Raw genomic sequence first — 26,261 nt, forward strand, 5'->3', positions numbered from 1 at the left:
GGACCGGTCCGGGGTCCCCGGTCGACGTAACCCGTCGACCGGGGACCCCGGCCGTCCGGCCCGATGCCACACCCGGCCAGAGGCCGTACGCTGCAACGCATGCGTACGTGCCGGGCGTCTGCCGCCGGAAAGTTCACGGTGGTCCTGGCCACGATCGTCGTCCTGGCCGGCTGCGGCGGTGGCCCCAGCCCACGGGCCTGGGCGGCCTCGGTCTGCGGCGCGCTCACCCCGTGGCGCTCCGAGATCAACAAGCTGACCAGCAGCACCGACGAGCAGATGACCGCGCAGACCACGCCGGCGCAGGCCAAGGAGAACCTGGTGCGGCTCTTCGATGGGGCGGAGCGGGCCAGCGAGGCCGCCCGCCGCAAGGTGGAGAGGGCGGGCGTGCCGGAGGCCGACAACGGCGAGACCATCTCCGCCGGTTTCCGCAGCTCACTGGGGATGATGCGGGACGCGTACGGCCGCGCCCGGGACACCATCGACGGGTTGGGCACCGGCGAGCCGACCGCCTTCTACGACGGCGTGCGGGCCGCCGTGGCGACCCTCAACACGGAGTACGACGCCAGCGCGCTGGACACCAGCAAGCTCAACTCCGAGGAGCTGAAAAAAGCCTTCGACGAGGTGCCGGAGTGTCACTGAGCGGGCTCGACGACACCGCGGCAGAGCCACCGGCGCTGTTCCCCGCCCCCGAGTCCGACGGGCCCGTACCCGCACCGGTGCGGCGACGCGGCGGCCCAGCCCAGTCCTCCCCGCTGCGGCAGGAGCCGATCCAGGGTGTCGAGGCGGATCGACAACTTGTCTTCTTCGGCGCGGAGGCGGCCGAGCCGACGATCGCCGACCTGGCCGGGCTGCTCGCCGGGCCGGGCGAGGTGGTCCGCATGGGCGGCACCGCCCGGCTCTCGGTGCAGGTGGACGCCGCGTGGCGGGTGCACGTGCTCGTCGCCGAGTTGGCGTCGCGGGGGCTGGCGGCGAGCTGGGAGCCGACTGAGGGCGAGCGACACGCCGTGCGGACGTCGTACACCCGGGTCCTGAAGCCACTCGCGGCCGCCTGGCTGCACGGTACGGCGAAACGCCCGCCGGCCACCTTCCACCTGACCGGCCGGCGGCTGCGGCTGTGGCTCGCCGCGGCCGGGACGCCGGAGCCGCCCGATGGCTTCCTGTTGCGGCTCGGCGCGGACGACCAGGAGTGCTGGGAGCCGATCGGGGTCGTGCTCGCCGCGGCCGGGCTCGCTGGCTCGCTGCTCAGCCCGGTTGCGGGCGGCCCGGCCTATCTGATCACCGGCCGGCGGCGGTTGGACCGGCTCGCCGAGTTGGTCGGTGGCCCGCCCCCGGCGGCACCCGCCACCGCCTGGCCGATCCGACCCTGAACCCTCACCCGGCCCGGGTCGACCATAAAGTCGTGGTGGTGGACGAATTGCCTTTTGGAGCTTATAACACCCACCACAGGTCCACGATCGGCGGGCCTTGGCGGCGAGGCGGGGTGTCCGGTGCCAGACAGCCGACCGGGTTCATCCAGGCGGAAAACGGGCGGGTCGACCCTCGGTCGTAGGCCCGCCATCGTCACAGTGACCCTCTTCGAGCCCTACCCACGGTGTACGGTGGCGCCGTCCGGCAGTGCCGAGCGCGGCGGGGCGAGAGTTGGCCGTCGCGCGGTGGCGGTTTGCCGCCCGCGAAACCCGAAACGCGGGCGGCGCGTTACGTTGGACATCCGGACCGCCGGTGTGACGGCGGGGTCGAAGGCGGTCGCTGTCCGGGCGCTGGCAGGCCACGAGCAGGAGTGAGGTCGGGGAGAGACGTGCCAAACGAAGCTGGAACCACCCGTCTGGTCATCGTCGAGTCACCGGCGAAGGCCAAGACGATCTCGGGCTACCTCGGCCCGGGGTACGTCGTGGAGGCCAGCTTCGGTCACGTCCGCGACCTGCCGCGCAACGCCGCCGACGTGCCGGCCAAGTACAAGGGCGAACCCTGGGCCCGGCTCGGGGTGGACGTGGACAACGGCTTCCACGCGCTCTACGTCGTCTCCGCCGACCGCAAGCAGCAGATCAGCAAGCTGATAAAGCTGGCCAAGGAAGTCGACGAGATCTTCCTGGCGACGGATGAGGACCGCGAGGGCGAAGCCATCGCCTGGCACCTGGTCGAGACGCTCAAGCCCAAGGTCCCGGTCAAGCGGATGGTCTTCCACGAGATCACCAAGCCGGCGATCCAGGCGGCGGTGGCCAACCCCCGGGAGATCGACCGCGATCTGGTCGACGCCCAGGAGGCGCGCCGGATCCTCGACCGGCTGTACGGCTACGAGGTCTCCCCGGTGCTGTGGAAGAAGGTCATGCCGAGGCTCTCGGCCGGCCGGGTGCAGTCCGTGGCGACCCGCATCGTGGTCGAGCGGGAACGGCAGCGGATGGCCTTCCGCACCGCCGAGTACTGGGACATCCTGGCCACCCTCGCCGTGGCCAACGCCGGCCAGGGCCCGCGCGCGTTCAACGCCACCCTGATCGCCCTGAACGGCGACCGGATCGCCACCGGTAAGGACTTCGAGCCCACCACCGGCCGGGTGAAGCCCGGTGCCGGGGTCGTCCACCTGGACGAGAGTGGCGCCCGGGGTCTCGCGGCCCGCCTCGACGGGCGGCCGTTCACCGTCACCCGGGTCGAGGAGAAGCCCTACCGTCGCCGCCCCTACGCGCCGTTCATCACCTCGACCCTCCAGCAGGAGGCGGCCCGGAAGCTGCGCCTGTCCTCGCAGCAGACGATGCGCACCGCGCAGCGGCTCTACGAGAACGGCTACATCACCTATATGCGTACCGACTCGGTCAACCTGTCGGAGACCGCCATCTCGGCGGCTCGTCGGCAGATCGTCGAGCTGTACGGCGAGCGCAGCGTGCCGCCGGAGCCGCGTCGCTACACCGGCAAGGTGAAGAACGCGCAGGAGGCGCACGAGGCGATCCGCCCGGCGGGGGACAACTTCCGCACCCCGGGCGAGGTGGCCAAGGAGCTGTCCGCCGAGGAGTTCAAGCTCTACGAGCTGATCTGGCGGCGCACCATCGCCTCGCAGATGACCGACGCGGTCGGCTCCAGCGTGTCGGTGCGCATCCGGGCGGTCTCCACCTCGCAGGAGGAGGCCGACTTCGGCGCGACCGGCAAGACCATCACCGACCCGGGCTTCCTGCGGGCGTACGTGGAGTCCAGCGACGACGAGAACGCCGAGGCCGAGGACGCCGAGCGCCGGCTGCCCACCCTGGTCAAGGACCAGCCGCTGACCGCCGACGAGCTGGCCGCCCAGGGCCACCACACCCAGCCGCCGTCGCGCTACACCGAGGCGTCGCTGGTGAAGGCCCTGGAAGAGTTGGGCATCGGCCGCCCGTCCACCTACGCGTCGATCATGCAGACGATCCAGGACCGGGGGTACGTCACCAAGCGCGGGCAGGCGATGATCCCGACCTTCCTGGCGTTCGCGGTGATCGGGCTGCTGGAGCGGCACTACCCGCGCCTGATCGACTACGACTTCACCGCCACGATGGAAAACGAGCTGGACGAGATCGCCGGCGGTGACCACGCCGCTGTCGACTTCCTCACCGCGTTCTACTTCGGCAGCTCCAACGGTGCCGGTGACCAGGACATCGCCCGTTCCGGTGGGCTCAAGAAGCTGGTCACCGAAAACCTGAGCGACATCGACGCCCGCAGCGTCAACTCCATCCCGCTCTTCACCGACGACGAGGGCCGCGAGGTCGTGGTCCGGGTCGGCCGGTACGGGCCGTACCTGCAACGGGAGCTGCCCGGCGGCGAGCAGCCGGCACCGCCAGCCTCGGCTGAGGGCGAGGAGGGCGGCACCCAGGGCGGTGACCGTGCGCCGATCCCCGAGGGCCTGGCCCCGGACGAGCTGACCCCGGAAAAGGTGCACGAGCTGTTCCTCGGCGGCAGCGGCGAGCGCAAGCTCGGCGACGACCCCGGCACCGGCGAGCCGATCGTGCTCAAGTCCGGTCGGTTCGGCCCGTACGTGTCCAGCGGTGAGCGCAAGTCGTCGCTGCTGCGGACACAGACCCCGGACTCGCTCACCCTGGAAGAGGCGCTCAAGCTGCTCAGCCTGCCCCGGCTGATCGGTGTCGCGCCGGATGGCGTCGAGGTCTTCGCCAACAACGGCCGCTACGGCCCGTACGTGAAGCGGGGCGAGGAGTTCCGCTCGCTGGAGTCCGAGGACCAGATGTTCACGGTGGGCCTGGACGAGGCGCTGGCGCTGCTGGCCGCTCCGAAGGCCCGTGGACGGCGGGCGGCGGCGCCGCCCCTGCGGGAGATGGGCATCGACCCGGCGACCGAGAAGCCAATGGTGATCAAGGACGGTCGGTTCGGCCCGTACGTCACCGACGGTGAGTTCAACGCGTCGCTGCGGCGCGGGCAGACTCCGGAGGCGCTGACCATCGAGGAAGCGTCCGAGATGTTGGCCGAGAAGCGGGCGAAGGGTCCGGCGCCGCGGAAGAAGGCGGCGGCGAAGAAGGCGCCCGCCAAGAAAGCCACGGCCACGAAGAAGGCCACGGCCACCAAGAAGACGGCTGCCGCCAGCAAGTCCACGGCCGCGAAGAAGACCACCACGGCCAAGGCGACCACCACGGCGAAGAAGGCTCCGGCGAAGAAGGCCGCCCCGCGCAGGGCCGCTTCCAGCACCGAGTAACTCCCCGCGCCGTCTGATCTGTCGGGTGGCGCTGTTCCGACGCTCCAGATCTTGGACAGTTTCGTCTTTTCTGAACGGAAGCTGTCCAAGATCTATTTTGTGGTGTTTCGGGTCACGCGAGAGGCGGAGGCCTTCGCGGTTTCGCCGGTACCGTCATACCGTATGGTCATGCCGGTGAGAAAGAGGCGTGCGGGCGGAGAGAAGCGGGACGCGGTTCTCGACGCCGTGGCCGGCGTCCTGGCAACCCGTGGGTACGAGAACACCCGCTTCGCGGACGTGTCAGTGGCCGGAGGGGTCGCGATCAGCACCCTCCAGACCTACTTCGGCTCCCGCGAAGACATGATCATCGAGGCGATGCAGGTGTTCACCGACCGGGAGGTGGAGGCCCTGCGGGCCGTCTCCAGCGCCGAGGACGATCCGTGGCGACGACTCGTCGCGTTGGTCGACCGGAGCCTGCACAACTCGGAGCAGACCCGGCAGGTGCTCGTGGAGTTCTGGCGTTCCGCCATGCGCGACGACGAGCTGCGCGACTACAGCGCCAACGTGCAGGAGCGGTACCGGGAGCCCTTCCTGGCCACCGTCCGGGAAGGCGCCGCCCGAGGCGCGTTCACGCTGGCCCACGACGCCGAGGCGGTGACGGACCTCCTGCTCTCGGCACTGGCCGGTCTGATCATCTCTCGCGCCCAGCACCACCCCACGCCGGCACCCGCGCACTTCCGCGATGTCCTCCTGGCCCAGCTCCGGCTGATGCTGGGCGACAACGGCTCCCAACCCAAACGGATCGAGGCACGGTGACCACCGTCGAAATCACCCGTTTCCGCGTCCCCGCCGAGCGCGCGGATGCCCTGCTGGCCGCGCGGCCGGCGATGCTGCGTGACTTCCAGGCCGATCGTGGTGGCTTCCTCGGCGCGCGACTGATCCGGCTGGCGGCCGACGAGTGGCTGGACATCGTCTACTGGGGCTCGTCCGACGACTACGCCGAATCCCGTCGCCGGGGCGCCAACCTGCCCGGCATCCAGACGTTCTTCTCGCTGATCGAATCGGTGATCAGCATGGAGGAGGGCACCACTACCGACCTGGACCAGCCATGATCTGGACCGCCGGTTTCCGTACCGGGTTGCTCAGCCCGTACGAGCAGCTCCAGTTCAGCGAACCCCGTGGCTTCGTCGACCAGACCGTTCGTCAGGTTCTGCACCTGGCCGGCGGTGGGGAGGCCTTCCGGGTACGGCTGACGAACCGCTTCGGTCGCACCCCGTTGACCATCGGGGCTGCCACCGTCGCCGTCGGTGGTCAGTGGGTCGCCCTCACCGTCGACGGCGCGGAGCGCCATGTCATCCCGGCGGGTGAGGAGGTGGTCGCCGACCCGGTGGGCATCCCCGTCGCGGCCGGCACGGATCTGGTGCTGAGCCTCTACCTTCCGGAGCGGACCGGTCTGGCCACCCATTCGCACAAGCCGGCCGAAGTCGCCCGGATAGCCGACGGCAATCACGTCACCTCTCCCACCCTCGTGGGGGCCGAGCAGGTCGAGGCCAGGTACTACCTCGCGGGCGTCGATGTGCTCGCCCCCCGGGACACCGCCGTCGCCGTGGCCTTCGGCGACTCCTGGTTCGAAGGCGTCGGCACCACGACGAGCGCGAATCGTCGCTCGGTCGACGTCCTCAACCGGCGTCTGAAGCGCGGGTGGGTGGTCAACCAGGGCATCGCCGGGAACCGTCTCCTGCTCGACGGCGTCGGTGAACACGCGCTGGCGCGCTTCGACCGTGACGTTCTCTCCATTCCCGCCGTGACCCACGTCCTGGTCCACTTCGGTATCAACGACCTCGGTCTTCCGGTCATGTTGGGCGAGCCGGCCGTCACCGCCGACGCCCTCGTCGGGGGCTTCCGTGCGCTGGCCGACCGCGCCCACGGCGCCGGTCTGCGGATCGTCGTCGCCACCATCGGCCCCTTCGCGGGCGCCGGCCCGGGGATCAGCACGCCGGCGGGCCTCGCCACCCGACGCGAGGTGAACGACTGGATCCGTACGACGGACGCCTTCGACGCCGTCTTCGATGTGGCGAGCGCTGTCGCGGACCCGCGCGCCCCCGACCACATCCACCCGGCGTTGGACAGCGGCGACGGCATGCACCTGAACGACAGGGGTGCGGAGGTCATGGCCGACGCGGTGAACCTGGACGACCTGGCGCTCTAGCGCTGGTCACCGCGACGGCGCGTACCGACGTGAGCCGTCAGGCCCCGAGGACGTGGTTCAGGTGGGGGTTGGTGAAGACACGGTGGGGGTCGAGCCGGTCGCGGACGGCCTGGAAGTCCGCGAAGCGGGGGTACGCCGCAGCCAGTGCGGCGGCGTCGCGGTAGTGCAGCTTGCCCCAGTGCGGGCGGCCACCCAGCCCGGCGGCGACCCTCTCGAAGGCCCGGAAGTACGGCTCGTACGGCATGCCGACGTACTGGTGCACGGCGATGTAGGCGTTGTCGCGCCCGTAGCCGTGCGACAGCCAGATGTCGTCGGCGGCGGTGAATCGCACCTCCACCGGAAAGAGCACCTTGAACGGCAGCCCGTCCACGATCCGCTGGAGCGCGGCGAGCGCCTCGGGCAGCGCCTCGCGGGGCAGGCCGTACTCCATCTCCACGAAGCGGACCCGGCGCGGGGTGCAGAAGACCCGGTCGGAGCGGCCGGTGTACCGGCGTTCGGTGAGGGCGCGGGCGGAGACCGCGCTGATCCCCGGGGCCAGCGCGGGCACGGCCCGGCCGAGTCGGCAGGCGCCGGCGAAGACCCGGTTGGCCAGGAAGTCGTCGTCCACCCAACCGCGCCAGCGGGACAGCGGCCGGTCGTTGGCCGGCACCCGGTCGTTGGCCTTGACCTGGACCCGGGACGTGTACGGGAACCAGTAGAACTCGACGTGGTCGTGCCGGCCGACCAGCTCGGGCAGTTCGCCGAGCACGTCGGCCAGTTCGGCCGGTCGTTCGTGGGCGCGCAGGACGAAGGCGTCCACGCAGCGCAGGGTCACCTCGACCAGGACGCCGAGCGCGCCGAGTGACACCCGGGCGGCGGCGAGCACGTCGGGATGCTCGTCGGCGGAGCAGCGCAGCACCTCACCCGTGCCGGTGACCAGGGTGATCGCCTCGACGAAGGTGGACAGGCACCCGTAGCCGGCTCCGGTGCCGTGGGTGCCCGTGGAGATCGCCCCGGCCACCGTCTGCGCGTCGATGTCGCCGAGGTTGGGCAGCGCGAGGCCGTGCCGGGCGAGCAGGCTGTTGAGTGCGTGCAGGGTCATTCCCGCCGGTACCGTGACCAGTCGGTGCGCGACGTCGACGCTGACGATGCTGTCCAGCTCGGACAGTTCCATCCGGCGGTCGTCGGCGAGCGCGACGGCGGTGAACGAGTGGCCGCTGCCGGTAACGCGGATCCGGGCATCGTCGGCTGCGGCCGATCGGACGGCTGCTACGACGTCTGTCGGCGAGCCGGGGCGCAGGATCGCGGTGGCGCTGCCACGCTGGTTGCCGGCCCAGTTGGACCATTCAGCGGCGAGCGGTGCGGTGACGACCATGCGCACTCCTCATTCATGAATATGAAGTGACTTCATATCAGGAACGTTGTGCCTGGTAAATACCGCAATTGCGATCCGCTCGTTGTACCGGTAGTCACGGACTCGTGACGTGGAGATATGTTCATCCGTCGAAGGGGGGTGGCGCCGAGTGTCCACACCAGCCGCCACGACCGGGCCGCTGCGCCGCGTTCCGGTGCAGGGTCGAAGTGTCGCGCGGGTCCAGCGCATGTTGGATGCCTGCGCCGAGCTCGTCGACGAGGTGGGGTACGAGGGGCTGACCACGACCCTGCTCGCCGAGCGTGCCGAAGTGGCGATCGGGTCGGTCTACCAGTTCTTCCCGGACAAACGGGCGATCGTGCAGGCGCTTACCCTGCGGACGATGGAGTCCTACCTCCAACGCCTCGACGAGCGGTTCGCCTCCGACAAGATGACCCACTGGTGGGATGGCGTCGACGCGGGGATCGACGAATACATCACGATGCACCGCACCGTCCCCGGCTTCCGCACCCTACACTTCGGCGACGTGGTCGACCTGCACCTGCTCGACGAGCAGCGGGACAACAACGGCGTGATCGCCGACCAGTTGGCGCAGGTGCTCACCGAGCGGTTCGGGCTCACCGACGTACCGAAGCTCCGTTTCGTCCTGGAGATCGCGGTCGAGGCGGCGGACGCGCTGATCAAGCTCGCGTTCCGACGCAAGTCCGACGGTGACGAGCGGGTGCTGCTGGAGGCGAAGGCGCTGATCCGGGAATACCTGCACCGCCAGGTCGACGGCCCGGACAGCGACCGGTCCACCGTTGCGCAGACCGAGGCGGCCCAGCCGGCCTGAGCCGGCGCGGGCCTCAGAGGAAGGCCTGCCCCTCACCCCGGTAGGTGGGGATGGTCGCCGCGACCACGTCCCCCTCGACCAGGTGCAGCTCGTTGACCCGTTCGCACAGCTCACCAGCCTTGGCGTGCCGGAACCACACCCGGTCGCCGACCCGCAGGGTGGCCGCCGCCGCGCCGGACAGCGGAGTCTGCACCTCTCCGGCACCCTCGGTGCCGACCAGCTTGAGCCCGGCCGGCAGCCACGGCCGGGGCAGTCGGCTGTCGGCCGCCGGGCCGGAGGCGATCCAACCGCCGCCGAGCACGGTGGCCAGCTCCGGCGTCGGCCGGCGGACCACCGCACAGGCGAAGAAGGCCGCCGGGGTGGGTCGCCAGGCGCGGTACGCGTCGAACAGCGTCGGCCCGTACAGGCCCGATCCCGCGGTGACCTCGGTGACCGCGGGATCGGCGCTGGTCGCGGCCACGCTGCCGGTGCCGCCGCCGTTGACGAATTCCAGGTCGGCGTGCTCGCGTACCGCGGCCACCGCCGCGCCCCGGCGGGCCAGCAACTCGCGGTACGACCCGCGCTGGGCCAGCCTGATCGCGCCGGCCAGCAGCGTCTTCCCCGGCGGCGCGTCGCCCAGGCCGGCGATTTGCGCCTCGTACGACATCAGCCCGACCAGCCGGAAGCCGGCCCGGTCGGCGACGGTGGCGGCGAGCGCGCCGGCCGCCCGGGCGCTGTGCACGGGAGAGCGGCGGACGCCGACGTGCACCCCGCGCAGCGGTCGCCAGGAGGCGTCCAGGTCCAGACAGAGCCGCAGCTCGGCGCGTTGCGCCGGGGCGCGGACGTCGTCGATGAGGTCGAGCTGCCCGGTGCCGTCGATCATGAGGGTGATCGCGGTGGCGAGAGTCGGGTCGGCGGCCAGCTCGGCGAGTGCGGCCCGGTCCACGCTCGGGTACGCGACAAGCACGTCGTCGCTCACTCCGGCCCGGACCAGCCAGATCGCCTCGGGCAGGGTGAACGCCATCACGCCCTGCCAACCCGGTCGGGCGAGGGCTCGGCTGATCAACTCGCGGGCGCGGACCGACTTGCTCGCCAGTCGGACCGGTTTGCCGGCGGCGCGATCGGCCAGGGCGACCGAGTTGGCGTCGAAGGCGGTGATGTCGACCACGGCGTAGGGCGGGTCGAGGTGGGCGGTCGCCCGATCCAGGCGCTCGCGAAGTTTGTCGCTTTCGATGGCCACGTGTGCACGCTAACTGTCCGGCGGTAAATGCGAAATACCCTCGCGTACGTCCGGGCTGCGGCCGGTGCCTCCGGCGGCCTAGGCTCAGCGAGCAGGAGAATGTCATCGGTGGGGCCGCCCCCCACCCGGTCTAGAGTGTTCCACCGGAGGCGCCCAGCGATGGGCCGGCACGTGGAGGTACGGCCATCGAAAGCCAGAACGGCGGCGAGTCGCACGGCGTGTCGCGCTCGGGAGAGCAGTCGGGGAACGCCGCCAACCAGTCCAGCTCCGGCCAGGTCGATCCGTCCGGTTATGCCGCGATCCGCTCGGTCCTGCGGATCAGGCCGTTCCGGCGGCTCTGGATCGTGCTCGGCGCCGCCTCCTTCGGCGACTGGCTCGGCCTGCTGGCCACCGCCCTCTTCGCCGCCTCTCAGGTGCAGGGCAGCACCGCCCAGGGCGCCGCGTTCGGTGGGGTCACCGCGATCCGGCTGCTGCCCGCGCTGGTGCTCGGCCCGGTGGCCGGCGTCTTCGCCGACCGGTTCGACAGGCGCTGGACGATGGTCATCTGTGACCTGCTGCGCTTCGTGCTCTTCGCCTCCATTCCGCTCTACGCTCTCTCCGGCGCCGCAGGCGGCCTGGTGGTCGGGTGGGCGCTGATCGCCACTTTCCTGATCGAGTCGCTCACCCTGCTCTGGATCCCGGCCAAGGAGGCCGCGGTCCCCAACCTGATCCCGCGCGCCCGGCTGGAGGCGGCCAACCAGCTCACCCTGATCACCACGTACGGCCTCACCCCGATCGCCGCCGCCGTCGGCCTGGCCGTGCTCGACCGGGGCGTCCGTGGAGCCGTCGGCGGCGACCTGCCGAACTGGGCGGAGCCCGCTCAGCTCGCGCTCTGGATCAACTCCCTGTCCCGGCTCGCCACCGCACTTGTGGTGGCGTTCGGGATCAAGGAGATCAGCGAGGCGCAACGCGGCGAGGTCGCGCGTGCCGAGCAGAGCATGTTCCGGCAGTTTGCCGAGGGCTGGAAGTACATCGGCAAGACCCCGCTGGTGCGTGGTCTGGTGTTGGGCATCTTCGGCGCGTTCGCCGGTGGCGGCATCGTGGTCGGCACGGCCAAGTTCTTCGCCAACTCGCTCGGCGCTGGCGACGCCGCGTTCTCGCTGCTCTTCGGTGCCATGTTCGCCGGTCTGGCCCTCGGCATCGGGCTCGGTCCGATGGTCGTCAAGGACATGTCCCGGCGGCGGTGGTTCGGGATGAGCATCGTGCTGGCCAGCGCTGCGGTGATGACTCTCGCCTTCGCCATCCACCTGTCCATGGCGATCGTCGGTGCGGTCCTGGTCGGCGCTGGCGCCGGCATGGCGTTCCTGGCCGGCACCACGCTGCTGGGCGGCGAGGTGGCCGACGAGGTACGCGGCCGGGTGTTCGCGGTGGTGCAGATCGGCACCCGGTTGGTGCTGATCCTGGCCATCGGGCTGAGCAGCGTGTTGGTCGGTGTCGGCGGCTCCCGCGAGCTGACAATCGCCGACCTGGGCATCTCCATCTCGTCGACCCGGTTGCTGCTGCTCGCCGCCGGTGCCGCCGGCATCTTCGCCGGAATCAGCGCCTTCGGCCAGATGGACGACAAGAAGGGCGTGCCGGTCCTCGCCGACCTCTGGGGATCCATCCGGGGTCGTCCGCTGATGCCGGCCGAGCCGTTCGTCTCCGCCGGGCTCTTCGTGGTCTTCGAGGGCGGCGAGGGCGCGGGCAAGTCCACCCAGCTCACCGCGCTCGCCGAGCGGCTGCGCGGCCACGGATGTGAGGTCGTGGTCACCCGCGAGCCGGGGGCGACAGGTGTCGGTCGACGGATCCGGTCGCTCGTGCTGGACACCTCCGGCGACGACGCGCCGTCACCGCGCGCCGAGGCGCTGCTCTACGCCGCCGACCGGGCACACCACGTGGCCACCGTCGTCCGGCCCGCGCTGGTCCGCGGCGGCGTGGTGATCAGCGACAGGTACGTCGACTCGTCGCTGGCGTACCAGGGCGCCGGCCGGACACTCCCGGTCGACGAGGTGTCCTGGCTCTCCTCGTGGGCCACCGGCGGGCTCAAGCCCGACCTGGTGGTGCTGCTGGACGTCGAGCCGAAGACCGGTCTGTCCCGGGTGGCCTCGCGCAACACCGGCACCGACCGGCTGGAGGCCGAGTCGGTCGCCTTCCACGAGCGGGTCCGGTACGCGTTCCTCGACCTCGCCGCCGCCGACCCGAAGCGCTACTTGGTGCTCGACGCGTCCCGGTCGGTCGAGGAGATCAACCGGCAGGTGGTCCGCCGGGTCGAGGAGATGCTCGGCAAGCCGGGCGGCGTCGTGCACCCCCGGCCGGCGCAGGGCCCGGACACGTCGGTGCAGCCCGAGTTATCCGACGCGGAGTTGGTGACGATGGAGCACAAGACCTGATGCCGGACGTCTTCGCCGACCTGGTCGGTCAGGACGAGGCGGTCGTCGACCTGCGCCGGGCCGCCGCCGCCGCGGCTGCCGTGCTGCGCGCCGGTGCGGCCGACCGGGCCCCCGCGCTGCTCACCGCCGGTGCCGCCGAGACGACCGGGGCCGCCGGCCCGGCCGGCGCTGCCGCCCCAGGCGGGATGGACCCGTCCGCCGGGATGACGCACGCCTGGATCTTCACCGGCCCGCCCGGCTCCGGTCGCTCGGTCGCCGCGCGGGCGTTCGCCGCCGCACTCCAGTGCGTGCACGGCACCGGCTGCGGCGAGTGCCCGGGCTGCCACACCACGATGGGCGGCACCCACGCCGACGTCCGGCTCGTGGTGCCGGAAGGGCTGTCCATCAGCGTCAACGAGATGCGCGCACTGGTGCTCCGGGCGGCCAGCACCCCGTCCGGGGGGCGCTGGCAGGTGGTTGTCATCGAGGATGCCGACCGGCTCACCGAGGCCGCCGGCAACGCGCTGCTCAAGGCGATCGAGGAGCCTCCGCCGCGGACGGTCTTCCTGCTCTGCGCCCCGTCCACCCACCCGGACGACATCTCCGTGACCATCCGGTCCCGCTGTCGGGTCGTACCCCTGCGGCAGCCGCCGGCCGACGCGGTGGCCGAGGTGCTGGTCCGTCGGGACGGGATCGCGCCCGACGTGGCGCGGTGGGCGGCGGCGGCCGCGCAGGGGCACGTGGGTCGGGCGCGCAGGCTGGCCCGCGACCCGGAGGCCCGCAAGCGGCGCGAGGCGGTGCTCGCGGTGCCGCGCCGGTTGACAGGCGTCGGCGCGGCGTTCGACGCGGCGTCGGCGCTGATCGAGGCGGCCGAAGCGGAAGCCGAGGCGTCGGTCACCGCGGCCGATGCGACCGAGCGGGCGGCGCTGGAGACCGCGCTCGGCGCGGGCGGCACCGGTCGGGGTGCGGCCGGTGCGATCCGCGGCGCGGCCGGGCAGCTCAAGGAACTGGAGAAACGGCAGAAGTCTCGCGCCACCCGTGCCCAGCGGGACGCACTGGACCGGGCGCTCGTCGACCTGGCCGGCTTCTACCGGGACGCGCTCACCATGGCGTTGCGCGCGCCCGTCGCCCCGGTGCACACCGACACCGCCGCACTGGCCGGCGCCGGCGCGCAGAAGTGGGACGCCGAGGGGTCGCTGCGCCGGCTGGAGGCCGTGCTCGCCTGCCGGGCGGCGATCGAGACGAACGTCAAGCCGCGGATCGCGGTCGAGGCGATGATGCTCGCCCTCTGGAAGGGCTGAGCCGCAGCTTCCAGCGTTGTCCACAGGCATCGACAGGCCCGATTGTGGTGCGGTACGGTCCGGTGTGCCGAGGTGACGGCGGCGGCACGCTCAGTGATGGCTCATCCGGGAGGAGTCGGCCGATGCCACGGGGGGAGATCGACGAAGCCTGGATCGAGGAGGCGGTGCGGCGATACCGCCGGATCGAGCAGCTCCAGGCGGAGTTCGACCAGGCGGTGTCCACCGTCGAGGTGACCGTCAGGTCACCTGACGGTCTGGTCGAGGTCGTCGTCACCGCCGGCGGGCGGATCACCCACGTCCGATTCCTCGGCCCACTGCACACCCGCAACCCACGGGACGTCGCCGGCTCCGTGCAGGCGGCGGTCACCGCGGCCGCCGACGCCGCCGAGTGGGCGCGGGAGAAGCTACACAACGAGACGTTCGCCGCCTACCGACCGCTCGCGGGAGCCTGAGATGGACACACTGCGCGCGCTCTCCGCCCGACTGGACGAGGCGAGCGCCACGCTCACCACGATCGCGCAGACCGTCACCGCCAGCGACCCGGCTCAGGCCGCGTTCGGTGCCGACGCTCCGGGCCGCCCCGGCGAGATCGGTCGCGCGCTGCACCGGCAGTGGGTCACCGCCACCGACGACCGGGCCCGGGAGGCTCGCACCGCCGCCGGTCGGCTGGCCGCCGCCGCGTCGGCCGTGCGGGAGGCCGCCGACCGCTATGCCGAGGTCGACCGGGCAGCCCGCCGCCGGCTCGCCGGGGAGCCCTGATGGACGCGCTGGACCGGCTCGCCGACCCCGGCCTCGACCTGCTGCGCCGGGTGGACCGGCTGATCGCCGCCGGCGTCGGAGAGGGGCACCGGGTCTGGCCGCTGCTGCGCCGGATGCAGGTGCTGCCCGGCGACGCGGTCCGCGGCTTCCTCGACCTGCACCCCGCGCCGCTGGCCGGCGCCGGGCACGCGGTGCGCCGGCTGGTCCGGGGGTACGACGACGTCTCCGCCGCGCTCAGCGACTCGGTGCTCTGGTCCGGCCCGGCAGCCACCGCGTACGGGCAACAGCGGGCCGCGCTGCTGCGCCACCTCGACGAGGGGCCGGACAGCCTGGTCGGGCGACTCGAATCCACAGCCGGTTACGCGGACGCGCTCGCCGACTGGGTGGAGGGCAGTCGTCTCGCGTTGGCCCGGACGTTGGCCGACGTGCTGCGCTCGGCCGAGGCGGTGGCCGTGGTCGCCGCCACCGCCCCGGGTCCGTCGACTCGCCCCGGGCCGGTCGGGCCGGGTGTGGCCGACGCGGCGGAGATCGCCGCGCGGGTGCTGGCGGTGCTCTGCGTCGCGTACGACGGTGCGGAGACACTACTGCGTCAGTGGGCACCGAGCCTCGCCGAGACCGCGTGGCGTCCGCCGGTGGCCGGCCGGCCGCACTACGACCAGCCCACCCGCGTCGGCTGGTAGTCACTCGCACGGGCCACGGCGTCGCTCGCGGGCGTCGGACCGGAGCCGGCGCTCACGGCGACGCCGTGGTCTTCCCCTGCACCCCCCGCAGGTCTGCCTTTCACTCAACGCCGCCGGGGCGTGCTTGTCTGCTGTCCGGGTCCGGAATCAACCGTCCGGGCGAGGTGCAACGGCACGACGGGCCGCCCGGCAATCCGTCGAGTCGACGCTGATGGATGGCAGTTGGGAAATTGGCTGGTGCGTTCTTTGCGGTGATCCGTCGTAGGGTGGGGGGATGGGGATGCTCTGCGCGGTCAGCTTCAACAGGTACGGGCGCCTCTACTACCTCGATCCCGGCGAGTTTCGTCCGCAGGTGGGCGACAAGGTGCTGGTGCCCACCGACGACGGGCCCGAGGTGGCGGAGTGCGTGTGGGCCGCGCAGTGGGTCACCGAGGAGACCGACGGCTTTCCCCGGCTGGTGGGGGTCGCCGGCGACGACGACCTGCGCCGGGACGAGGAGTTACGGCGTCGTAAGGCCGAGGCGAAGGTGGCCGCGAAACGGCTGATCCGCTCGCACGGCCTGCCGATGAAGGTGGTGGCGGTCGACCACGTGCTCGGCTCCGCCGAGAGTGGCGGCGAGCGCAGCACCGTCTACTTCACCGCCCCGCACCGGGTGGACTTCCGTTCCCTGGTCCGTGATCTGGGCGCCACCCTGCACTGCCGGGTCGAGCTACGTCAGCTCTCCGCGCGCGACTCGGCGCGGGTGCAGGGCGGCATCGGCTCCTGCGGTCGGGACCTGTGCTGCGCGACGTTCCTCACCGACTTCGAGCCGGTGACCATCCGGATGGCCAAGGACCAGGACCTGCCCCTCAACCCGCTGCGCATCTCCGGCGCGTGTGGCCGGTTGATGTGCTGCCTCAAGTACGAGCACCCCCTGTACTCCAGGTTTCAGGAGACCGCCCCGGCGGTCGGCAGCCGGGTCTCGACGCCGGAGGGCGACGGCCGGGTCGTCGGCCACAGCGTCCCCCGGGACGCGGTGACGGTCCGCCTCGACGCGGACGGCTCCCGCTGCTCCTGCTCCCGCGCCTCCGTCTGCGCCCCCCGCCAAGCCCACGACCAGCACTACACCCCCTGACACAACCTCCCCGTCAGGGCAGGACTATGGGAGGTTCGGCCAGGTGGGCGGTCAGGCGTGACTTCGGGGTCAGCCAGCTCGCCGTGGGGGACTGGTCGGGGTTCACCTGCCAGTCGCGGGAAACCCGGTCCACCGCGACCGGGTAGATGGTCAGCGTGCCGTCCGGATCGATGCGTAACCGCAGGAACGCCTTGGCGTCCTCGATGCCCTGCCCGGCGAACAGTTCGTTGACGTTCACCCCGCACGAGCCCGCCACCAGCAGGTACGCCGCCACCAACTGGCTGGCGACCAGGCCGATCACCGGCCCGTAGACCACCGTCGCGGCGACTGCCGGCAGCGGCCACGGCCAAACGTAGAACGGCAGCGCCAACCAGACCCAGGTGCCGCCGGCGGCCATCGCCACCTGAGCCACCCCGTGGCCGACGCCGAGAAGCCAGTGCCGGGCGTGCCGCTTACCGCTGGCGTTGGGCGGCTTGGCGAACAGCACCGCCGCTGACACCGTCACGAGCACCATCAGCACCAGCGGGACGCTGAACAGTCGCTGATCGGTGCTGTCGGCCCAGTTCGCCGTCGCACCCGCCATGGCCAGCATCAGCAGCGTGTGCAGGATGCCGAGGAGCGTGGTGAAGCCAGGGTTGCGGAACGGTAGCCGCGCGAAGATGCCCCAGCCGTAGCGGCGGGAGCGGGCCGCGTCGGGATAGCGGGCCACCAGGTCGTACGGCTGCGTGCGGCTGGCCCGGCGGGCCAGCGTGTCGCGTGGCGGCACCTCGATACGCTCCGGCAGCTTGTGGGTGGGGTACAGGTACGCCCCGCCGCCACCACAGGTGATCAACTGTCGGTCCGGGCTGGCGTAGCGGGCGTAGTGGTGCAGGTCGCCGGAGAGCAACAGCCGCACCCGCGCCCCGGTCGGGTCGACGATCGTCCGGACGAAGTAGTCGATCGAGTCGTACGCCGCGGGGCTGTCGGCGGCCTTGACCCAGGTCGGCGATGGCGCGGCCAGGATCACCTTCGACTCCGGGCCGAGTCGTCGGGCCACCTCGTCGAAGTAGGCCAACTGCGGGTCGTCCAGGTACGAGCCGGACTGGTCGTCCACGCCGAGCAGCCACCAGCCGGCCGGCAACTCCACGGCGAAGTACGACCGCGACTGCCCGGTACGCCAGCCGGCGAAGTTGCGGTCCCGGGAGCGGACGAACAGCCGCAGGAAGGCGGTCAGTCCGTCGTACCAGTCGTGGTTGCCCGGCACCGCGAACAGCGTGGGGCGTTCGGGCGGGGTCAGCGGCAGGGCGGCCTGGTAGGGCCCCTTGCACCGGTTCTCGTACTCCGCGTAGGCCGCCGACGGATACACCTGGTCGCCGCCCATCACCAGGGTCTGCGCCCGGGGCAGCCGGTGTCCGTCCACGGTCAGCTCCGGCTGCGCCAGCAGGTACGCGACCGAGTACGTGGCGTGGAAGCCGTCACCGAGGTCGGCCACGTAGTCGAGCCACAGCCCGCCGTCCGGTCCCGCCTGGCGGAAGATGTCGTCGCCGAAGGCGTTCTGCAACTCGCGCTTGTCGAGGTAGGCGCCGAAGAGGATCGCCAGCAGCGTCCGGATGCCGGTGCTGATCAGCAGGAACGGTGCCAGCCACGGCACCGGCTTGCGCGGGGTGAAGCCCAGCTCCAGTGGATCGGTGGAGCGTGGCCGAGGCCGGACACGCTCGCCGTCGGGATGATCGTCGGCCGTCGGAGCCCGGTCGTCGCGTTCGTCGCTCACCCGCCGCAGCGTAGTACCGGATCCGGCAGGGCGCTGTCCGGTAACGGCTCAGTTGGCAGTCGTTGTCCGGTTGACGATGCGCGGAGCGCGGGGGGATCCCGTTCGGTGCGGGTCAACCGGGTGCCGTACACTTGCTGATCGTTGCCGCCTTAGCTCAGTCGGCTAGAGCGACGCACTCGTAATGCGTAGGTCGACGGTTCGATTCCGTCAGGCGGCTCGGTGAAGAAAGGGCCTCTGGCCTCGGGTGGAAGCCCGGGAGTCAGAGGCCTTTTTCGATGCCTTCACGATCAACAGTGTAGATCGAGGTGCCGCCGCGTCAGCTACTCACACTCATCGTGGCCGGTCTCGCCGAAACCGCGCCTTGAGCTGCTCGCGCTGCAGGTGGTCAGCCATCCGCCACGCCGCCATGTCGGTTTCCGACCGCCGGTTTACCTCCGCCTGTGCGTCGAAGCCCTGTGCCAACTCCTCGACGTGGTGTGCCGCTTGCTCTATCGGCATCCCGTTGGCAAGCAGGTGCAGCAGCACGTCCCCAGGATGGCGAAGGCCGCCAGGGACATCGGCCCCGTGTTTCACGGTCAGCTCACCGTCGGGCCGACGCAGGTAGACGCTGTATTGATCGCCCACTCGCTCGATGCGCACGTCAACGATCGGTATGTCGGCGCCTGGGTGTGTCACCCGGCCAGTCTAGTGATGCTCGCGGGAACGTCGCTGCTAGACGCTATCGGGTGCCGAGTCACTGGCGGTGACGGTGGCGCGCTGCACGGCGGCGGCGACGCTATCCGCAGCCGGGTGCTCGGCTCGGGTCACCGACGCGACCGGCAGCGACTGGTCGCCGGTCAGCTCGGCCAGGCGCACGATGTCGAAGACTCCGGCCAGGCGCAGCAGCATCGGCAGCCGCGCAGTGAGCAGCCGGCCGGATTCCAGGGCCTTGATCCAGTCGGCGCTACGGCCGGCCATACCACCGAGGACGGCGGGTAGCTGAGGCCGGGTGACCGCTTGCCGTCCGAAAGGGACCCACGCGAGCGGCGCCGTTGACCGTGCTCAGAACACGTCACAGCGGCGCGAGGATCATCAGGATCTCGTCCCGGTCATCACCCTCGCCAAACCGCAGCGCCCCGGGCCACCGGCCGATCTCCTTCCAGCCGAGTCGACCGTAGAAGTCTTCCAGGCCGGCCCCGCCTCGCGCGCACAGGCGCAGTTGTTCAAGCCCTATCTCGTCGCGGCCGATCTGCCGGACCCGGTGCATCATCGCTGCGCCGATCCCGCGACCTCGGTGGTCGGGATGTGTCTGGACGCGGTTGACGGTGCCCCAGTGAGCCACGAGCGGGTCCTCGTGACGGGACAGGTGCAGCCAGCCTGCCAGTGTCCCGTCGACCACCGCCAGCAGGAGCCTGCTGCGCTGAGGCTCAAGGTCGGCGATGAGGCGCTCAGCCACGGGAGCCACCTGTTCCGATCCGACGGGTGGGAACGCGAAACCGACGGCACCGCCCAGGTTCGCCACCGCGATCCAGCATCCGACCAGCTCGCGTATCTGGCGGGCACTGATCTCGGACGGGTGGGAGATCTGCCGGATCTCCACAAGGTCATGGCGGATCATGACGGGAAGTATCGCGTATCGCACCATCGGAAACATCAGCGTGCGAGAGTCACCGCGCTCTGGGCGCAGTAGCCCCGCCGCAGACCAGCACACGGACCGGCGCCGATCCGTCGTGCGGACCACCGCGGCTGCGGCGTGCTGCCAATATGGCCCTCATGCAGCCTGCGCCGCGGGACGCCGCCACCACTGGGTCACCTGACGGCTCCACCATCCTGACGTACGGCGAGCCACCCCGCAGCGGGCGAAGCACCCTGCTGATGGTCGGTGCTGCCGTCGCGGTCCTCCTGGGCTTCGATGCCGCGCCGTCGAATCGTCCGCCGGAGTCACGGCCGCCGCCCCAGCCAGCGGCCCCCACGGCTGCGTCGACGACGCCTGGACCGGCGGCCTCCACCGCCGCGACTTTAATCGCAACCCTGGAGCCTGCGAAGCGCTTCGTCAAGAGCCGCGAGAAGCCATTCAACGGGGCATATCAGTCGGACATCAAAGACACGTTACTAGCTTCCACCTACCGCGGCGGTCGCTCCCTGAGTCTCTTCCGGGATCCCGCAATCACGACGTTGCCGGATCGCGTGGACGATGTCGCGCCGGATTATCTGCGTATCAAGGGCGTTGAGGTTCGCGTCTACCGAACGGTCAGCGGCGAGGGCGTTCAGCAGGCGGAGTGGATCCGCAACAGGATGTACTTCGTCCTGCTGTGGTGGCCTCCGCCAGCTCCATACCAGATCTCCGAATCGGACGTCCGGTGGATTATCGCGGCCTCCATCAGCGGGCGTTTCTGAACACTTTCCGGCCTTGGCGCGACCGGCGCCGATCGCGCCCGGCTCGACGAATCGTCGAGCCGGGCGCGATGAACTAGTTATGCCACGAAGCGGGCACGGCGTCGGCGTCCGATCAGGTAGCCCGCGCCGCCGAGGAGCAGAAGGGCAGCGCCAATGCTGGCCACGATCATGGTGTTGGCGCCCGTCACGGGCAGCCCGCCGCCGTCACCGCCGGCAGCGGCCCCACTGGCGGAGGACGTCGGGGTCGCTGCAACGCTGGTCGTCGCGCTGGTCGTCGCGCTCGGCGTGGCACTGGACGTGGCACCGGGCGTCGGCGTGGGCTGAGACGCGCAGTCAGCCGTACGTGCGGTGTACAGGTCGTTGTTCAGGTAAGCCAGGTAGGTGTCGACGGAATCGGTGGCGAGCGTCTTCTGCGCGGCCTCCCGCGCGTTGGTGCCAGCGCCCGTCAGCGTCTGGTTCACCGCGATCCGCAGAGCCACTGACCAGGCCGTGTAAACGTCCGACTTGAGGAAGGCCCGCAGCTCTGCCGAGGTGCCATCCAGCGGCTTCTGGAGTGCGTCCTGCAGCGTGGGCAGATTGTCTTTGCCTGCCGCTGCCAGGATCTGAGAGGCCAGCACCCGCACCTGGACAACGGTGGCGGTGTCCAGATCGATTTTGACAAGCTCGCGGATGTCCTTGTACACCTTGCGCTCGACTGTCTGGCAGGCCGCGTTCAGCCAGGGCGATGGTGGTTGAGCCGCCGCCGGTGCGGCCGGAATCAGCAGCGCCAGCGCTATGAGGGCGCCGGCCGGATACTTCAATCGCATGTTGGCTCTCTCCCCGTAATAGATCAAAACATGGAGATGTTACCGACGGCGAGCAGGAGCGCAAGAAGCGGTGGCTGCTGTGGACCATGCAATGAGGAAGGCCGCCCCGCAAAAAGGACGGACCATGGTTACGCTTCGCAGTCATGGGTTGACCCAATGGGACCAAGGGTTCGGTAGGAAGAGCCAGAGGCTGATGTCCATACCAACGGCGTTGCGTTAGGGCTGTGGCCGACGGCTCAACCCGCTGCTGACTGTCAGAGCTTGTAAATCAAGACACGTCGAGCAGGAGAATCGCGCCGATCTTGCACTCCCTGTCGCCGATTTAAGCAGTAATGCACCCTAATGTCGGGGCAGAAAGTGCAAGATCGCGATGCAGGATCGGTTGACGAACGAGTCATTCCGCCTGACGCGACGGCGCTGATGTCCGTACCCTCGTGATCAACAGCGTTGGTCGAGGTGCCTTATGCCGGGGGGGTTTTGTCCGGGTCTTCGTGGCCGGTCAGCGGGACGTCCGGCCGATCCGTGGCTTCGCGGGAACTGCGCAGCGCGCCGACGGCCGCCAACCCCGCCCCGGCGAGCGCGACCGCCGTCTCCACGGCCGACGACACCTCAAGGGAGTCGTCCCGTGACGTGCTCACCGCCATCCCCAATACCAGGAAGGCGCTCTGGTCAGGGTGGGCCATCTCCCACCACCCGGACCACACGCCGGCGAGATCCGAGTACGCGTCCGCCGTTGTGAGGGACAGCAGGAACAACCCCACCGGGAGCAGCCAACGGCGGTCGGCCCGCCCTCCGGACAGCGCGAGTGCCCCGATGGACACGAGGGTGGCGAGCAGCGCCGGCCAGACCGTCCCGAGCAGGTCCGGCAGCGGATAGTCGACGAACTCCCGGGTCGAGTCCAGCCCGAACCAGGCGAGCAGCAGCAGCGCGACGGCCGCCGTCGCCACACCCCGCCGTCTGCCGCGGGACGGTAGTGCCACCACGCCGACCGCGAGACAGACAACGCCGAGCGCCACGCCAAGCGCGGCGAGCCATTGCCTGTCGATCGACTCGCGCCACGGCCCCAGGTTGGACGTCTCTGCCGCCGCTGGCCCGTAGGTCACCCAGCCCACGTCGACGACCTGCTCCTGATGCCAGAGCAGTCTCCTGGCCGCCACCACGGCGAGGAGCACGACACCGGCGGCGACGGCCCACCGCATCCGGCGCGGGCCGCGATCCAGCAGGACGTAGCCGAGCAGTGCGAGCAGCATGACCAGGCCGAATTGCATCGACGCGGCTGGCATGGCGAGCAGCGCCGCCGCAGCCGAGAGTAGGCCGCCCGCGACGGATGCGACGAGCAGGCCGATCGGAAGGCGCATGGCCGAGATCCTGACACGTAAGTCGGACGTGCGTAGTCCGGCGGCAGACCCACCCGTTGACCGGGGCTACCTTCGGCGGGCCAGGTGTTGCAGCGTCGCTCGGATGACGGTCTTCTCCTCCGCCGAGACGTTTGGATCCATCAGGATGCGTGCGACCGCCCGCAGGTCCGGGTCAGTGCTCGGGTCGGGCGTGGGTGATGGCGGCGCGCCGTCCCAGCCCAGTATCTGCGAGGCCACCGAGCGCGGGATGCCGAGGCCGTCGCAGAACTGCTGGACCTGGGTGCGCTGCGGGTTGGCTATCTCGGCCCGGCGCCATCGGTAGATCGTCGATCGGCCGATGCCGGTCCGCTGCTCGACGTCCTCGATGGACATGGCGCGTTCTCGGACGGCCTCGTCGAGGGCGCGTTTGATGAACCGCGCGAACGCGATGACGCGGGGATCTTGGCTGGCACTCGCTGACACAGGGTGATCGTAAGTGCCGCATGTGGGACTCCGTTGCCGGACCCGAGCGCAGTGCCAGATTCGGCTCCGGCTGCTGGCCGGCGAGGTGGCTTGAAGGGCCGCTTCCTGCTGCGATTACGGAGAGCAGCGCTGTCAACAAAGATCGAACACCATGAACCGAAAGTACGTGCCATTGCCGCACTTGGCACTGAGTGGTGGACGCGGTACCGTCAGTGCCATGAATGGCACTGGCAGTGCCAGACCTGGTTGTGGCGAGCGGGTCGCCGCGTGCGTGACGGGGGAGAATTGATGAAACTACGTCCGGTGTTGGTGAGCGCCACCGCCCTTGTCCTCGTGGCGATCGGCCTGTCCATTCCGTCGGGGACACCGGTCGCCGCCCAGGCCGCGGCTGCCGCCGCCTGCCCGGAGCCGGCGCGACCCACGGTGAAGATCATGACCGTGGGTGATTCGATCACCGCGGGCGCGACGATGACCGCATCGACGACCGTCGGCTACCGCGAGGAGTTGGGGTGGCTGTTCGGTCAGTTCTGCCAACCGTACGAGTTTGTCGTCGCCGCCGCCGGAGGCACCACCTGCAACTACTGGTCGTCGCGGATGGCGGGTCTGGTCACCACGCACCAGCCCGACGTGATCCTGCTGAACTGCGGGACCAACGACAACCTGTCGAACGCCACCTCGGCGCAGATCGCCGCCTTCGAGAGCACCTACCGCGCGCTCTTCGACACCGCGCTGGATCTGGACCCGGACGTGCTCATGTACCCGTCCTGGGTGCAGTACAGCTCCGGGCACGGCACCGACGGCTGCACGACCCCACCCGGTCCAAGTCCCGCCTGGCTCCCGACGAGCGAAGCCAAGGTCAACGACGCGATCTACCGCAGCATCAAGGTGATCGACGAGTACGGCCGCCGCGTACCAAACTTCGTCGACTACCAGCCCATCCCGGAAGGCTATCTGGACCAGTGCGGCGTGCACCCCACGCCGGGCGGTTACACCGTGATGGGTCGGCTGGCATTCAACACCATCGCACCCCGGCTGGGCCTCCCGACGGCACCGCTGCCGTGCGGGTTGGTGGGCCGGCGGCCGGGCTACCCGGTCGGCAACTGGGTTCCCTGCGCCAGGATGAACCTCAACTGATGAGGCGGGTCCGGTCACCGCGGTGACCCGACGCGCCACCGGGCAGCGACCACCTTCTGCCGGCTCTGCCCATCCTGGGTAGGGCCGGCTTCGTCGTTGGTCGATGAGCGCAACCAGCCCGCTGACGAAAGCGTGTGTCCGTGCAGTGGGCTCGCTTCGGCTGGACGGGTGCGAGATCATGTTTATCTGCCGAGCTTTCCTCCGGCCCAATCCCGGCAGGTCAGTGCGGCAGCTCCGTACCTCACGTGGATCGGGACGACGCCTACCGGGGGGAGGCTGCATGTGGCTCGACCAGGGTGGCATCGCCCCTGCCGGTGTGGCATCGCCGCCGCGGCCTGGTGTGACCCCAGCCCTCGCGGTGCGCCGTCGTTCCGATGCCCGGGCGCCGGGGGTGGGCGGCACGGTGACCGCGCCGCGCGCCCGCCGAGCATCCTGGTCGCTGCGTTCGTTCCGTCCCTCGCGCAGCGTCTCTGCCGACTGCTGCCCCGCTCCGATGTCCCGTAGGTGGCAGGACCGGACCTGGCCCCCGCCCGGCCTGATGTGGCGCACCCGCCGTGTGACGGGTGGCGTGACCGATGCCAGCCGCCCGGTGTGCGCCCGGCTGGAGGTGACCCGACCTCAGATCCCCTCGTACCGCCGCCCCAGCGCAGATCGGAGCCCTTCGTGGATACTCGCACTCAGTCAAAGGCCGCGAATGTCGTCATCGCCGTCGCCGGACTCTGCTGGCTGGCCACCGTGCTGCTCGCCGCGATCGACTGGGACGGCGCGGTGTCCGGCCGAGCCTTCGCCGTTGGGGCCATTGCCGCCGCCGCTTCGGTCGCCGCCGTCATCGTCAACAGCCGACAGTTGGCCGGCGGCATCAAGGTCGTGGTCATCTCGGTGGCCCGGGCACCCCAGCAGGCGTACTGGCGTGGTTATCAGGACCGGGGCACCGACACGCCGCCCGGTGGTGGTGACGACGACACTCCCGACCTGATGAGCATCGGCTGCTGACCCGGGCCTGACCGAAGCTCAGGTCTTCCTCAAGCACGATCAGGCGATACTCCAGCCAACGCCGTGCCAATCCAGCCTGCAACGCGGCCACCGTGACCCCCGGTGATCGTAGGCTGACGGCATCAGGTGTAGATGTTCTTGGCGTACTCCGGGCCGTAGTGCCGTTCCAGGTCCCGCAGGCTCTCCACCGGCGCCTCGACCTCCTTGATCAGGCGGGCGCGGGACGGCAGCAGGTCGGGCTGCCAGGTCTCCGGCTGCCACAGCGCGGACCGGAGGAACGCCTTCGCGCAGTGATAGAAGATCTGCTCGATCTCCACCACCACGGCGAGCACCGGCCGGTGCCCCTTGACCATCATGTCGTCGAACCAGGGAGCGTCGCTCACCAGGCGGGCGCGCCCGTTGATCCGCAGTGTGTCGGTGCGGCCCGGGATCAGGAAGAGCATCCCGACGTGCGGGTTGTCCAGGATGTTGCGGTAACCGTCGGCGCGCCTGTTGCCCGGCCGCTCGGGCACGGCGATCGTCGTGTCGTCCAGCACCAGGGCGAAGCCGGCCGGGTCGCCCTTGGGTGAGACGTCGCAGCTGCCGTCCGCGCCAGCGGTGGCCAGCAGGCAGAACGGCGAGGCGGCAAGCCACTCGCGGTCCCGCTCGTGCAGGCGACGGCGATCCTTGTTGGCGGCCCGTGCGCTCGGCACCCCGAGCAGGTCGCGAAGCTCCTCGTGCGAAGTGATCTCCACCGTCACGTGATCCTCCCTCAGGCGTTGACCCGTTGGCGGGCACCGCCGCTTGTCAGCCTAGGCCGCCGTGACCAGGGTGAGGTTTGTGCCCGGTCGCCGGGGGTAGGGCCTCACCCGACGCGCCCGCCGCACGAGAACCGTTCCGCAGGACGCCGACACG

25 protein-coding genes, 1 tRNA gene and 1 pseudogene are annotated in these 26,261 nt (G+C 70.6%); 17 read left to right on the forward strand and 10 right to left on the reverse strand.

Annotated features, from left to right (window positions below; translation table 11 throughout):
- The first annotated feature begins 99 nt into the window (after window positions 1-99).
- The 6 genes from ACFYPM_RS01375 to ACFYPM_RS01400 all read left to right on the forward strand — a co-directional run bounded on the left by ACFYPM_RS01375 (window position 100) and on the right by ACFYPM_RS01400 (window position 6,845).
- Window positions 100-639 (forward strand): hypothetical protein, encoded by a 540-nt coding sequence (locus ACFYPM_RS01375; RefSeq protein ID WP_387189987.1) that lies wholly within the window; start codon window positions 100-102, stop codon window positions 637-639.
- The gene (locus ACFYPM_RS01380) at window positions 630-1,367 is read left to right on the forward strand and encodes a hypothetical protein (RefSeq protein WP_387189989.1); all 738 of its coding nucleotides are present in this window, start codon (window positions 630-632) and stop codon (window positions 1,365-1,367) included. Before ACFYPM_RS01375 ends, ACFYPM_RS01380 begins: the two co-directional genes overlap by 10 nt.
- Before the next feature lie 428 nt (window positions 1,368-1,795).
- Window positions 1,796-4,657 (forward strand): type I DNA topoisomerase, encoded by a 2,862-nt coding sequence (gene topA / locus ACFYPM_RS01385; RefSeq protein ID WP_387189992.1) that lies wholly within the window; start codon window positions 1,796-1,798, stop codon window positions 4,655-4,657.
- Window positions 4,658-4,831: 174 nt separating this feature from the next.
- Window positions 4,832-5,452: a TetR/AcrR family transcriptional regulator gene (locus ACFYPM_RS01390; RefSeq protein WP_387189993.1), complete on the forward strand. Its 621-nt coding sequence runs from the start codon at window positions 4,832-4,834 to the stop codon at window positions 5,450-5,452.
- A complete protein-coding gene (locus tag ACFYPM_RS01395; RefSeq protein WP_387189995.1) occupies window positions 5,449-5,748 on the forward strand; it encodes a hypothetical protein in 300 nt (99 codons plus the stop codon). The genes ACFYPM_RS01390 and ACFYPM_RS01395 overlap by 4 nt, the downstream gene beginning before the upstream one ends.
- Window positions 5,745-6,845, forward strand: a complete 1,101-nt coding sequence (locus tag ACFYPM_RS01400; protein ID WP_387189998.1) for a GDSL-type esterase/lipase family protein — start codon at window positions 5,745-5,747, stop codon at window positions 6,843-6,845. Before ACFYPM_RS01395 ends, ACFYPM_RS01400 begins: the two co-directional genes overlap by 4 nt.
- A gap of 37 nt (window positions 6,846-6,882) precedes the next feature.
- Here the strand turns inward: ACFYPM_RS01400 and ACFYPM_RS01405 are convergent, their stop codons facing one another.
- Window positions 6,883-8,199 (reverse strand): D-arabinono-1,4-lactone oxidase, encoded by a 1,317-nt coding sequence (locus tag ACFYPM_RS01405; RefSeq protein ID WP_387190000.1) that lies wholly within the window; start codon window positions 8,197-8,199, stop codon window positions 6,883-6,885.
- 226 nt (window positions 8,200-8,425) lie between these two features.
- Here ACFYPM_RS01405 and ACFYPM_RS01410 point away from each other — a divergent pair, with 226 nt between their 5' ends.
- A complete protein-coding gene (locus tag ACFYPM_RS01410) occupies window positions 8,426-9,028 on the forward strand; it encodes a TetR family transcriptional regulator (RefSeq protein ID WP_387191412.1) in 603 nt (200 codons plus the stop codon).
- A gap of 13 nt (window positions 9,029-9,041) precedes the next feature.
- Here the strand turns inward: ACFYPM_RS01410 and ACFYPM_RS01415 are convergent, their stop codons facing one another.
- Window positions 9,042-10,247 carry an amino acid deaminase/aldolase gene (locus ACFYPM_RS01415; RefSeq protein ID WP_387190003.1) on the reverse strand — a complete coding sequence of 402 codons (1,206 nt, stop codon included), beginning with the start codon at window positions 10,245-10,247 and terminating at the stop codon, window positions 9,042-9,044.
- Between the two features lie 344 nt (window positions 10,248-10,591).
- On the opposite strand from ACFYPM_RS01415, the gene tmk reads away from it, so the two are divergent.
- The 6 genes from tmk to ACFYPM_RS01445 all read left to right on the forward strand — a co-directional run bounded on the left by tmk (window position 10,592) and on the right by ACFYPM_RS01445 (window position 16,488).
- Complete coding sequence (gene tmk / locus ACFYPM_RS01420) at window positions 10,592-12,655, forward strand: dTMP kinase (RefSeq protein ID WP_387191414.1); 2,064 nt, start codon at window positions 10,592-10,594, stop codon at window positions 12,653-12,655.
- Window positions 12,655-13,935: a DNA polymerase III subunit delta' gene (locus ACFYPM_RS01425; protein WP_387190005.1), complete on the forward strand. Its 1,281-nt coding sequence runs from the start codon at window positions 12,655-12,657 to the stop codon at window positions 13,933-13,935. Before tmk ends, ACFYPM_RS01425 begins: the two co-directional genes overlap by 1 nt.
- Window positions 13,936-14,057: 122 nt before the next feature.
- Window positions 14,058-14,387, forward strand: a complete 330-nt coding sequence (locus ACFYPM_RS01430; RefSeq protein WP_355027350.1) for a YbaB/EbfC family nucleoid-associated protein — start codon at window positions 14,058-14,060, stop codon at window positions 14,385-14,387.
- A gap of 1 nt (window position 14,388) precedes the next feature.
- Window positions 14,389-14,694 carry a hypothetical protein gene (locus ACFYPM_RS01435; RefSeq protein WP_387190008.1) on the forward strand — a complete coding sequence of 102 codons (306 nt, stop codon included), beginning with the start codon at window positions 14,389-14,391 and terminating at the stop codon, window positions 14,692-14,694.
- Complete coding sequence (locus tag ACFYPM_RS01440) at window positions 14,694-15,374, forward strand: hypothetical protein (RefSeq protein ID WP_387190011.1); 681 nt, start codon at window positions 14,694-14,696, stop codon at window positions 15,372-15,374. Before ACFYPM_RS01435 ends, ACFYPM_RS01440 begins: the two co-directional genes overlap by 1 nt.
- Window positions 15,375-15,648: 274 nt before the next feature.
- Window positions 15,649-16,488, forward strand: coding sequence for a stage 0 sporulation family protein (locus ACFYPM_RS01445; RefSeq protein WP_387190014.1), 840 nt, complete (start codon window positions 15,649-15,651; stop codon window positions 16,486-16,488).
- Between the two features lie 13 nt (window positions 16,489-16,501).
- On the opposite strand, the gene ACFYPM_RS01450 is transcribed toward ACFYPM_RS01445, so the two are convergent.
- Complete coding sequence (locus ACFYPM_RS01450; protein WP_387190017.1) at window positions 16,502-18,238, reverse strand: metallophosphoesterase family protein; 1,737 nt, start codon at window positions 18,236-18,238, stop codon at window positions 16,502-16,504.
- A gap of 143 nt (window positions 18,239-18,381) precedes the next feature.
- On the opposite strand from ACFYPM_RS01450, the gene ACFYPM_RS01455 reads away from it, so the two are divergent.
- Window positions 18,382-18,455: transfer RNA gene (locus ACFYPM_RS01455), tRNA-Thr, on the forward strand.
- A gap of 113 nt (window positions 18,456-18,568) precedes the next feature.
- On the opposite strand, the gene ACFYPM_RS01460 is transcribed toward ACFYPM_RS01455, so the two are convergent.
- The 3 genes and pseudogenes from ACFYPM_RS01460 to ACFYPM_RS01470 form a co-directional block, all read right to left on the reverse strand.
- Window positions 18,569-18,913 carry a hypothetical protein gene (locus ACFYPM_RS01460; RefSeq protein ID WP_387190019.1) on the reverse strand — a complete coding sequence of 115 codons (345 nt, stop codon included), beginning with the start codon at window positions 18,911-18,913 and terminating at the stop codon, window positions 18,569-18,571.
- 75 nt (window positions 18,914-18,988) lie between these two features.
- Window positions 18,989-19,240, reverse strand: a pseudogene (locus tag ACFYPM_RS01465) (XRE family transcriptional regulator); the annotation flags it as partial.
- Between the two features lie 49 nt (window positions 19,241-19,289).
- A complete protein-coding gene (locus tag ACFYPM_RS01470) occupies window positions 19,290-19,835 on the reverse strand; it encodes a GNAT family N-acetyltransferase (RefSeq protein ID WP_387190021.1) in 546 nt (181 codons plus the stop codon).
- A gap of 146 nt (window positions 19,836-19,981) precedes the next feature.
- On the opposite strand from ACFYPM_RS01470, the gene ACFYPM_RS01475 reads away from it, so the two are divergent.
- Window positions 19,982-20,614 (forward strand): hypothetical protein, encoded by a 633-nt coding sequence (locus tag ACFYPM_RS01475; protein ID WP_387190023.1) that lies wholly within the window; start codon window positions 19,982-19,984, stop codon window positions 20,612-20,614.
- Between the two features lie 77 nt (window positions 20,615-20,691).
- On the opposite strand, the gene ACFYPM_RS01480 is transcribed toward ACFYPM_RS01475, so the two are convergent.
- The 3 genes from ACFYPM_RS01480 to ACFYPM_RS01490 form a co-directional block, all read right to left on the reverse strand.
- Entirely contained in the window at window positions 20,692-21,420 is a 729-nt protein-coding gene (locus ACFYPM_RS01480) for an ALF repeat-containing protein (RefSeq protein ID WP_387190025.1), read from the reverse strand.
- A gap of 461 nt (window positions 21,421-21,881) precedes the next feature.
- Window positions 21,882-22,778, reverse strand: a complete 897-nt coding sequence (locus ACFYPM_RS01485; protein WP_387190028.1) for an aminopeptidase — start codon at window positions 22,776-22,778, stop codon at window positions 21,882-21,884.
- Between the two features lie 66 nt (window positions 22,779-22,844).
- Window positions 22,845-23,240 (reverse strand): helix-turn-helix transcriptional regulator, encoded by a 396-nt coding sequence (locus ACFYPM_RS01490; protein ID WP_355027340.1) that lies wholly within the window; start codon window positions 23,238-23,240, stop codon window positions 22,845-22,847.
- 288 nt (window positions 23,241-23,528) lie between these two features.
- Here ACFYPM_RS01490 and ACFYPM_RS01495 point away from each other — a divergent pair, with 288 nt between their 5' ends.
- Together ACFYPM_RS01495 and ACFYPM_RS01500 are read left to right on the forward strand one after the other, a co-directional pair.
- Window positions 23,529-24,374, forward strand: a complete 846-nt coding sequence (locus ACFYPM_RS01495; RefSeq protein ID WP_387190031.1) for an SGNH/GDSL hydrolase family protein — start codon at window positions 23,529-23,531, stop codon at window positions 24,372-24,374.
- A gap of 663 nt (window positions 24,375-25,037) precedes the next feature.
- Window positions 25,038-25,367: a hypothetical protein gene (locus ACFYPM_RS01500; RefSeq protein WP_387190034.1), complete on the forward strand. Its 330-nt coding sequence runs from the start codon at window positions 25,038-25,040 to the stop codon at window positions 25,365-25,367.
- A gap of 122 nt (window positions 25,368-25,489) precedes the next feature.
- On the opposite strand, the gene ACFYPM_RS01505 is transcribed toward ACFYPM_RS01500, so the two are convergent.
- Window positions 25,490-26,107 (reverse strand): pyridoxamine 5'-phosphate oxidase family protein, encoded by a 618-nt coding sequence (locus ACFYPM_RS01505; protein WP_387190037.1) that lies wholly within the window; start codon window positions 26,105-26,107, stop codon window positions 25,490-25,492.
- Window positions 26,108-26,261 lie beyond the last annotated feature (154 nt).

Origin of the sequence: Micromonospora sp. NPDC005203, from assembly GCF_042872705.1 — a bacterium.
Classification (GTDB): Bacteria; Actinomycetota; Actinomycetes; order Mycobacteriales; family Micromonosporaceae; genus Micromonospora.

What these genes read in the sequence shown, in the direction of transcription:
- ACFYPM_RS01375 (WP_387189987.1), top strand. Translation starts at nt 100, where the DNA reads ATGCGTACGTGCCGGGCGTCTGCCGCCGGAAAGTTCACGGTGGTCCTG.
- ACFYPM_RS01400 (WP_387189998.1), top strand. Translation starts at nt 5,745, where the DNA reads ATGATCTGGACCGCCGGTTTCCGTACCGGGTTGCTCAGCCCGTACGAG.
- ACFYPM_RS01405 (WP_387190000.1), bottom strand. Translation starts at nt 8,199, where the DNA reads ATGGTCGTCACCGCACCGCTCGCCGCTGAATGGTCCAACTGGGCCGGC.
- ACFYPM_RS01410 (WP_387191412.1), top strand. Translation starts at nt 8,426, where the DNA reads ATGTTGGATGCCTGCGCCGAGCTCGTCGACGAGGTGGGGTACGAGGGG.
- ACFYPM_RS01425 (WP_387190005.1), top strand. Translation starts at nt 12,655, where the DNA reads ATGCCGGACGTCTTCGCCGACCTGGTCGGTCAGGACGAGGCGGTCGTC.
- ACFYPM_RS01430 (WP_355027350.1), top strand. Translation starts at nt 14,058, where the DNA reads ATGCCACGGGGGGAGATCGACGAAGCCTGGATCGAGGAGGCGGTGCGG.
- ACFYPM_RS01435 (WP_387190008.1), top strand. Translation starts at nt 14,389, where the DNA reads ATGGACACACTGCGCGCGCTCTCCGCCCGACTGGACGAGGCGAGCGCC.
- ACFYPM_RS01440 (WP_387190011.1), top strand. Translation starts at nt 14,694, where the DNA reads ATGGACGCGCTGGACCGGCTCGCCGACCCCGGCCTCGACCTGCTGCGC.
- ACFYPM_RS01445 (WP_387190014.1), top strand. Translation starts at nt 15,649, where the DNA reads ATGGGGATGCTCTGCGCGGTCAGCTTCAACAGGTACGGGCGCCTCTAC.
- ACFYPM_RS01470 (WP_387190021.1), bottom strand. Translation starts at nt 19,835, where the DNA reads ATGATCCGCCATGACCTTGTGGAGATCCGGCAGATCTCCCACCCGTCC.
- ACFYPM_RS01475 (WP_387190023.1), top strand. Translation starts at nt 19,982, where the DNA reads ATGGCCCTCATGCAGCCTGCGCCGCGGGACGCCGCCACCACTGGGTCA.
- ACFYPM_RS01480 (WP_387190025.1), bottom strand. Translation starts at nt 21,420, where the DNA reads ATGCGATTGAAGTATCCGGCCGGCGCCCTCATAGCGCTGGCGCTGCTG.
- ACFYPM_RS01485 (WP_387190028.1), bottom strand. Translation starts at nt 22,778, where the DNA reads ATGCGCCTTCCGATCGGCCTGCTCGTCGCATCCGTCGCGGGCGGCCTA.
- ACFYPM_RS01495 (WP_387190031.1), top strand. Translation starts at nt 23,529, where the DNA reads ATGAAACTACGTCCGGTGTTGGTGAGCGCCACCGCCCTTGTCCTCGTG.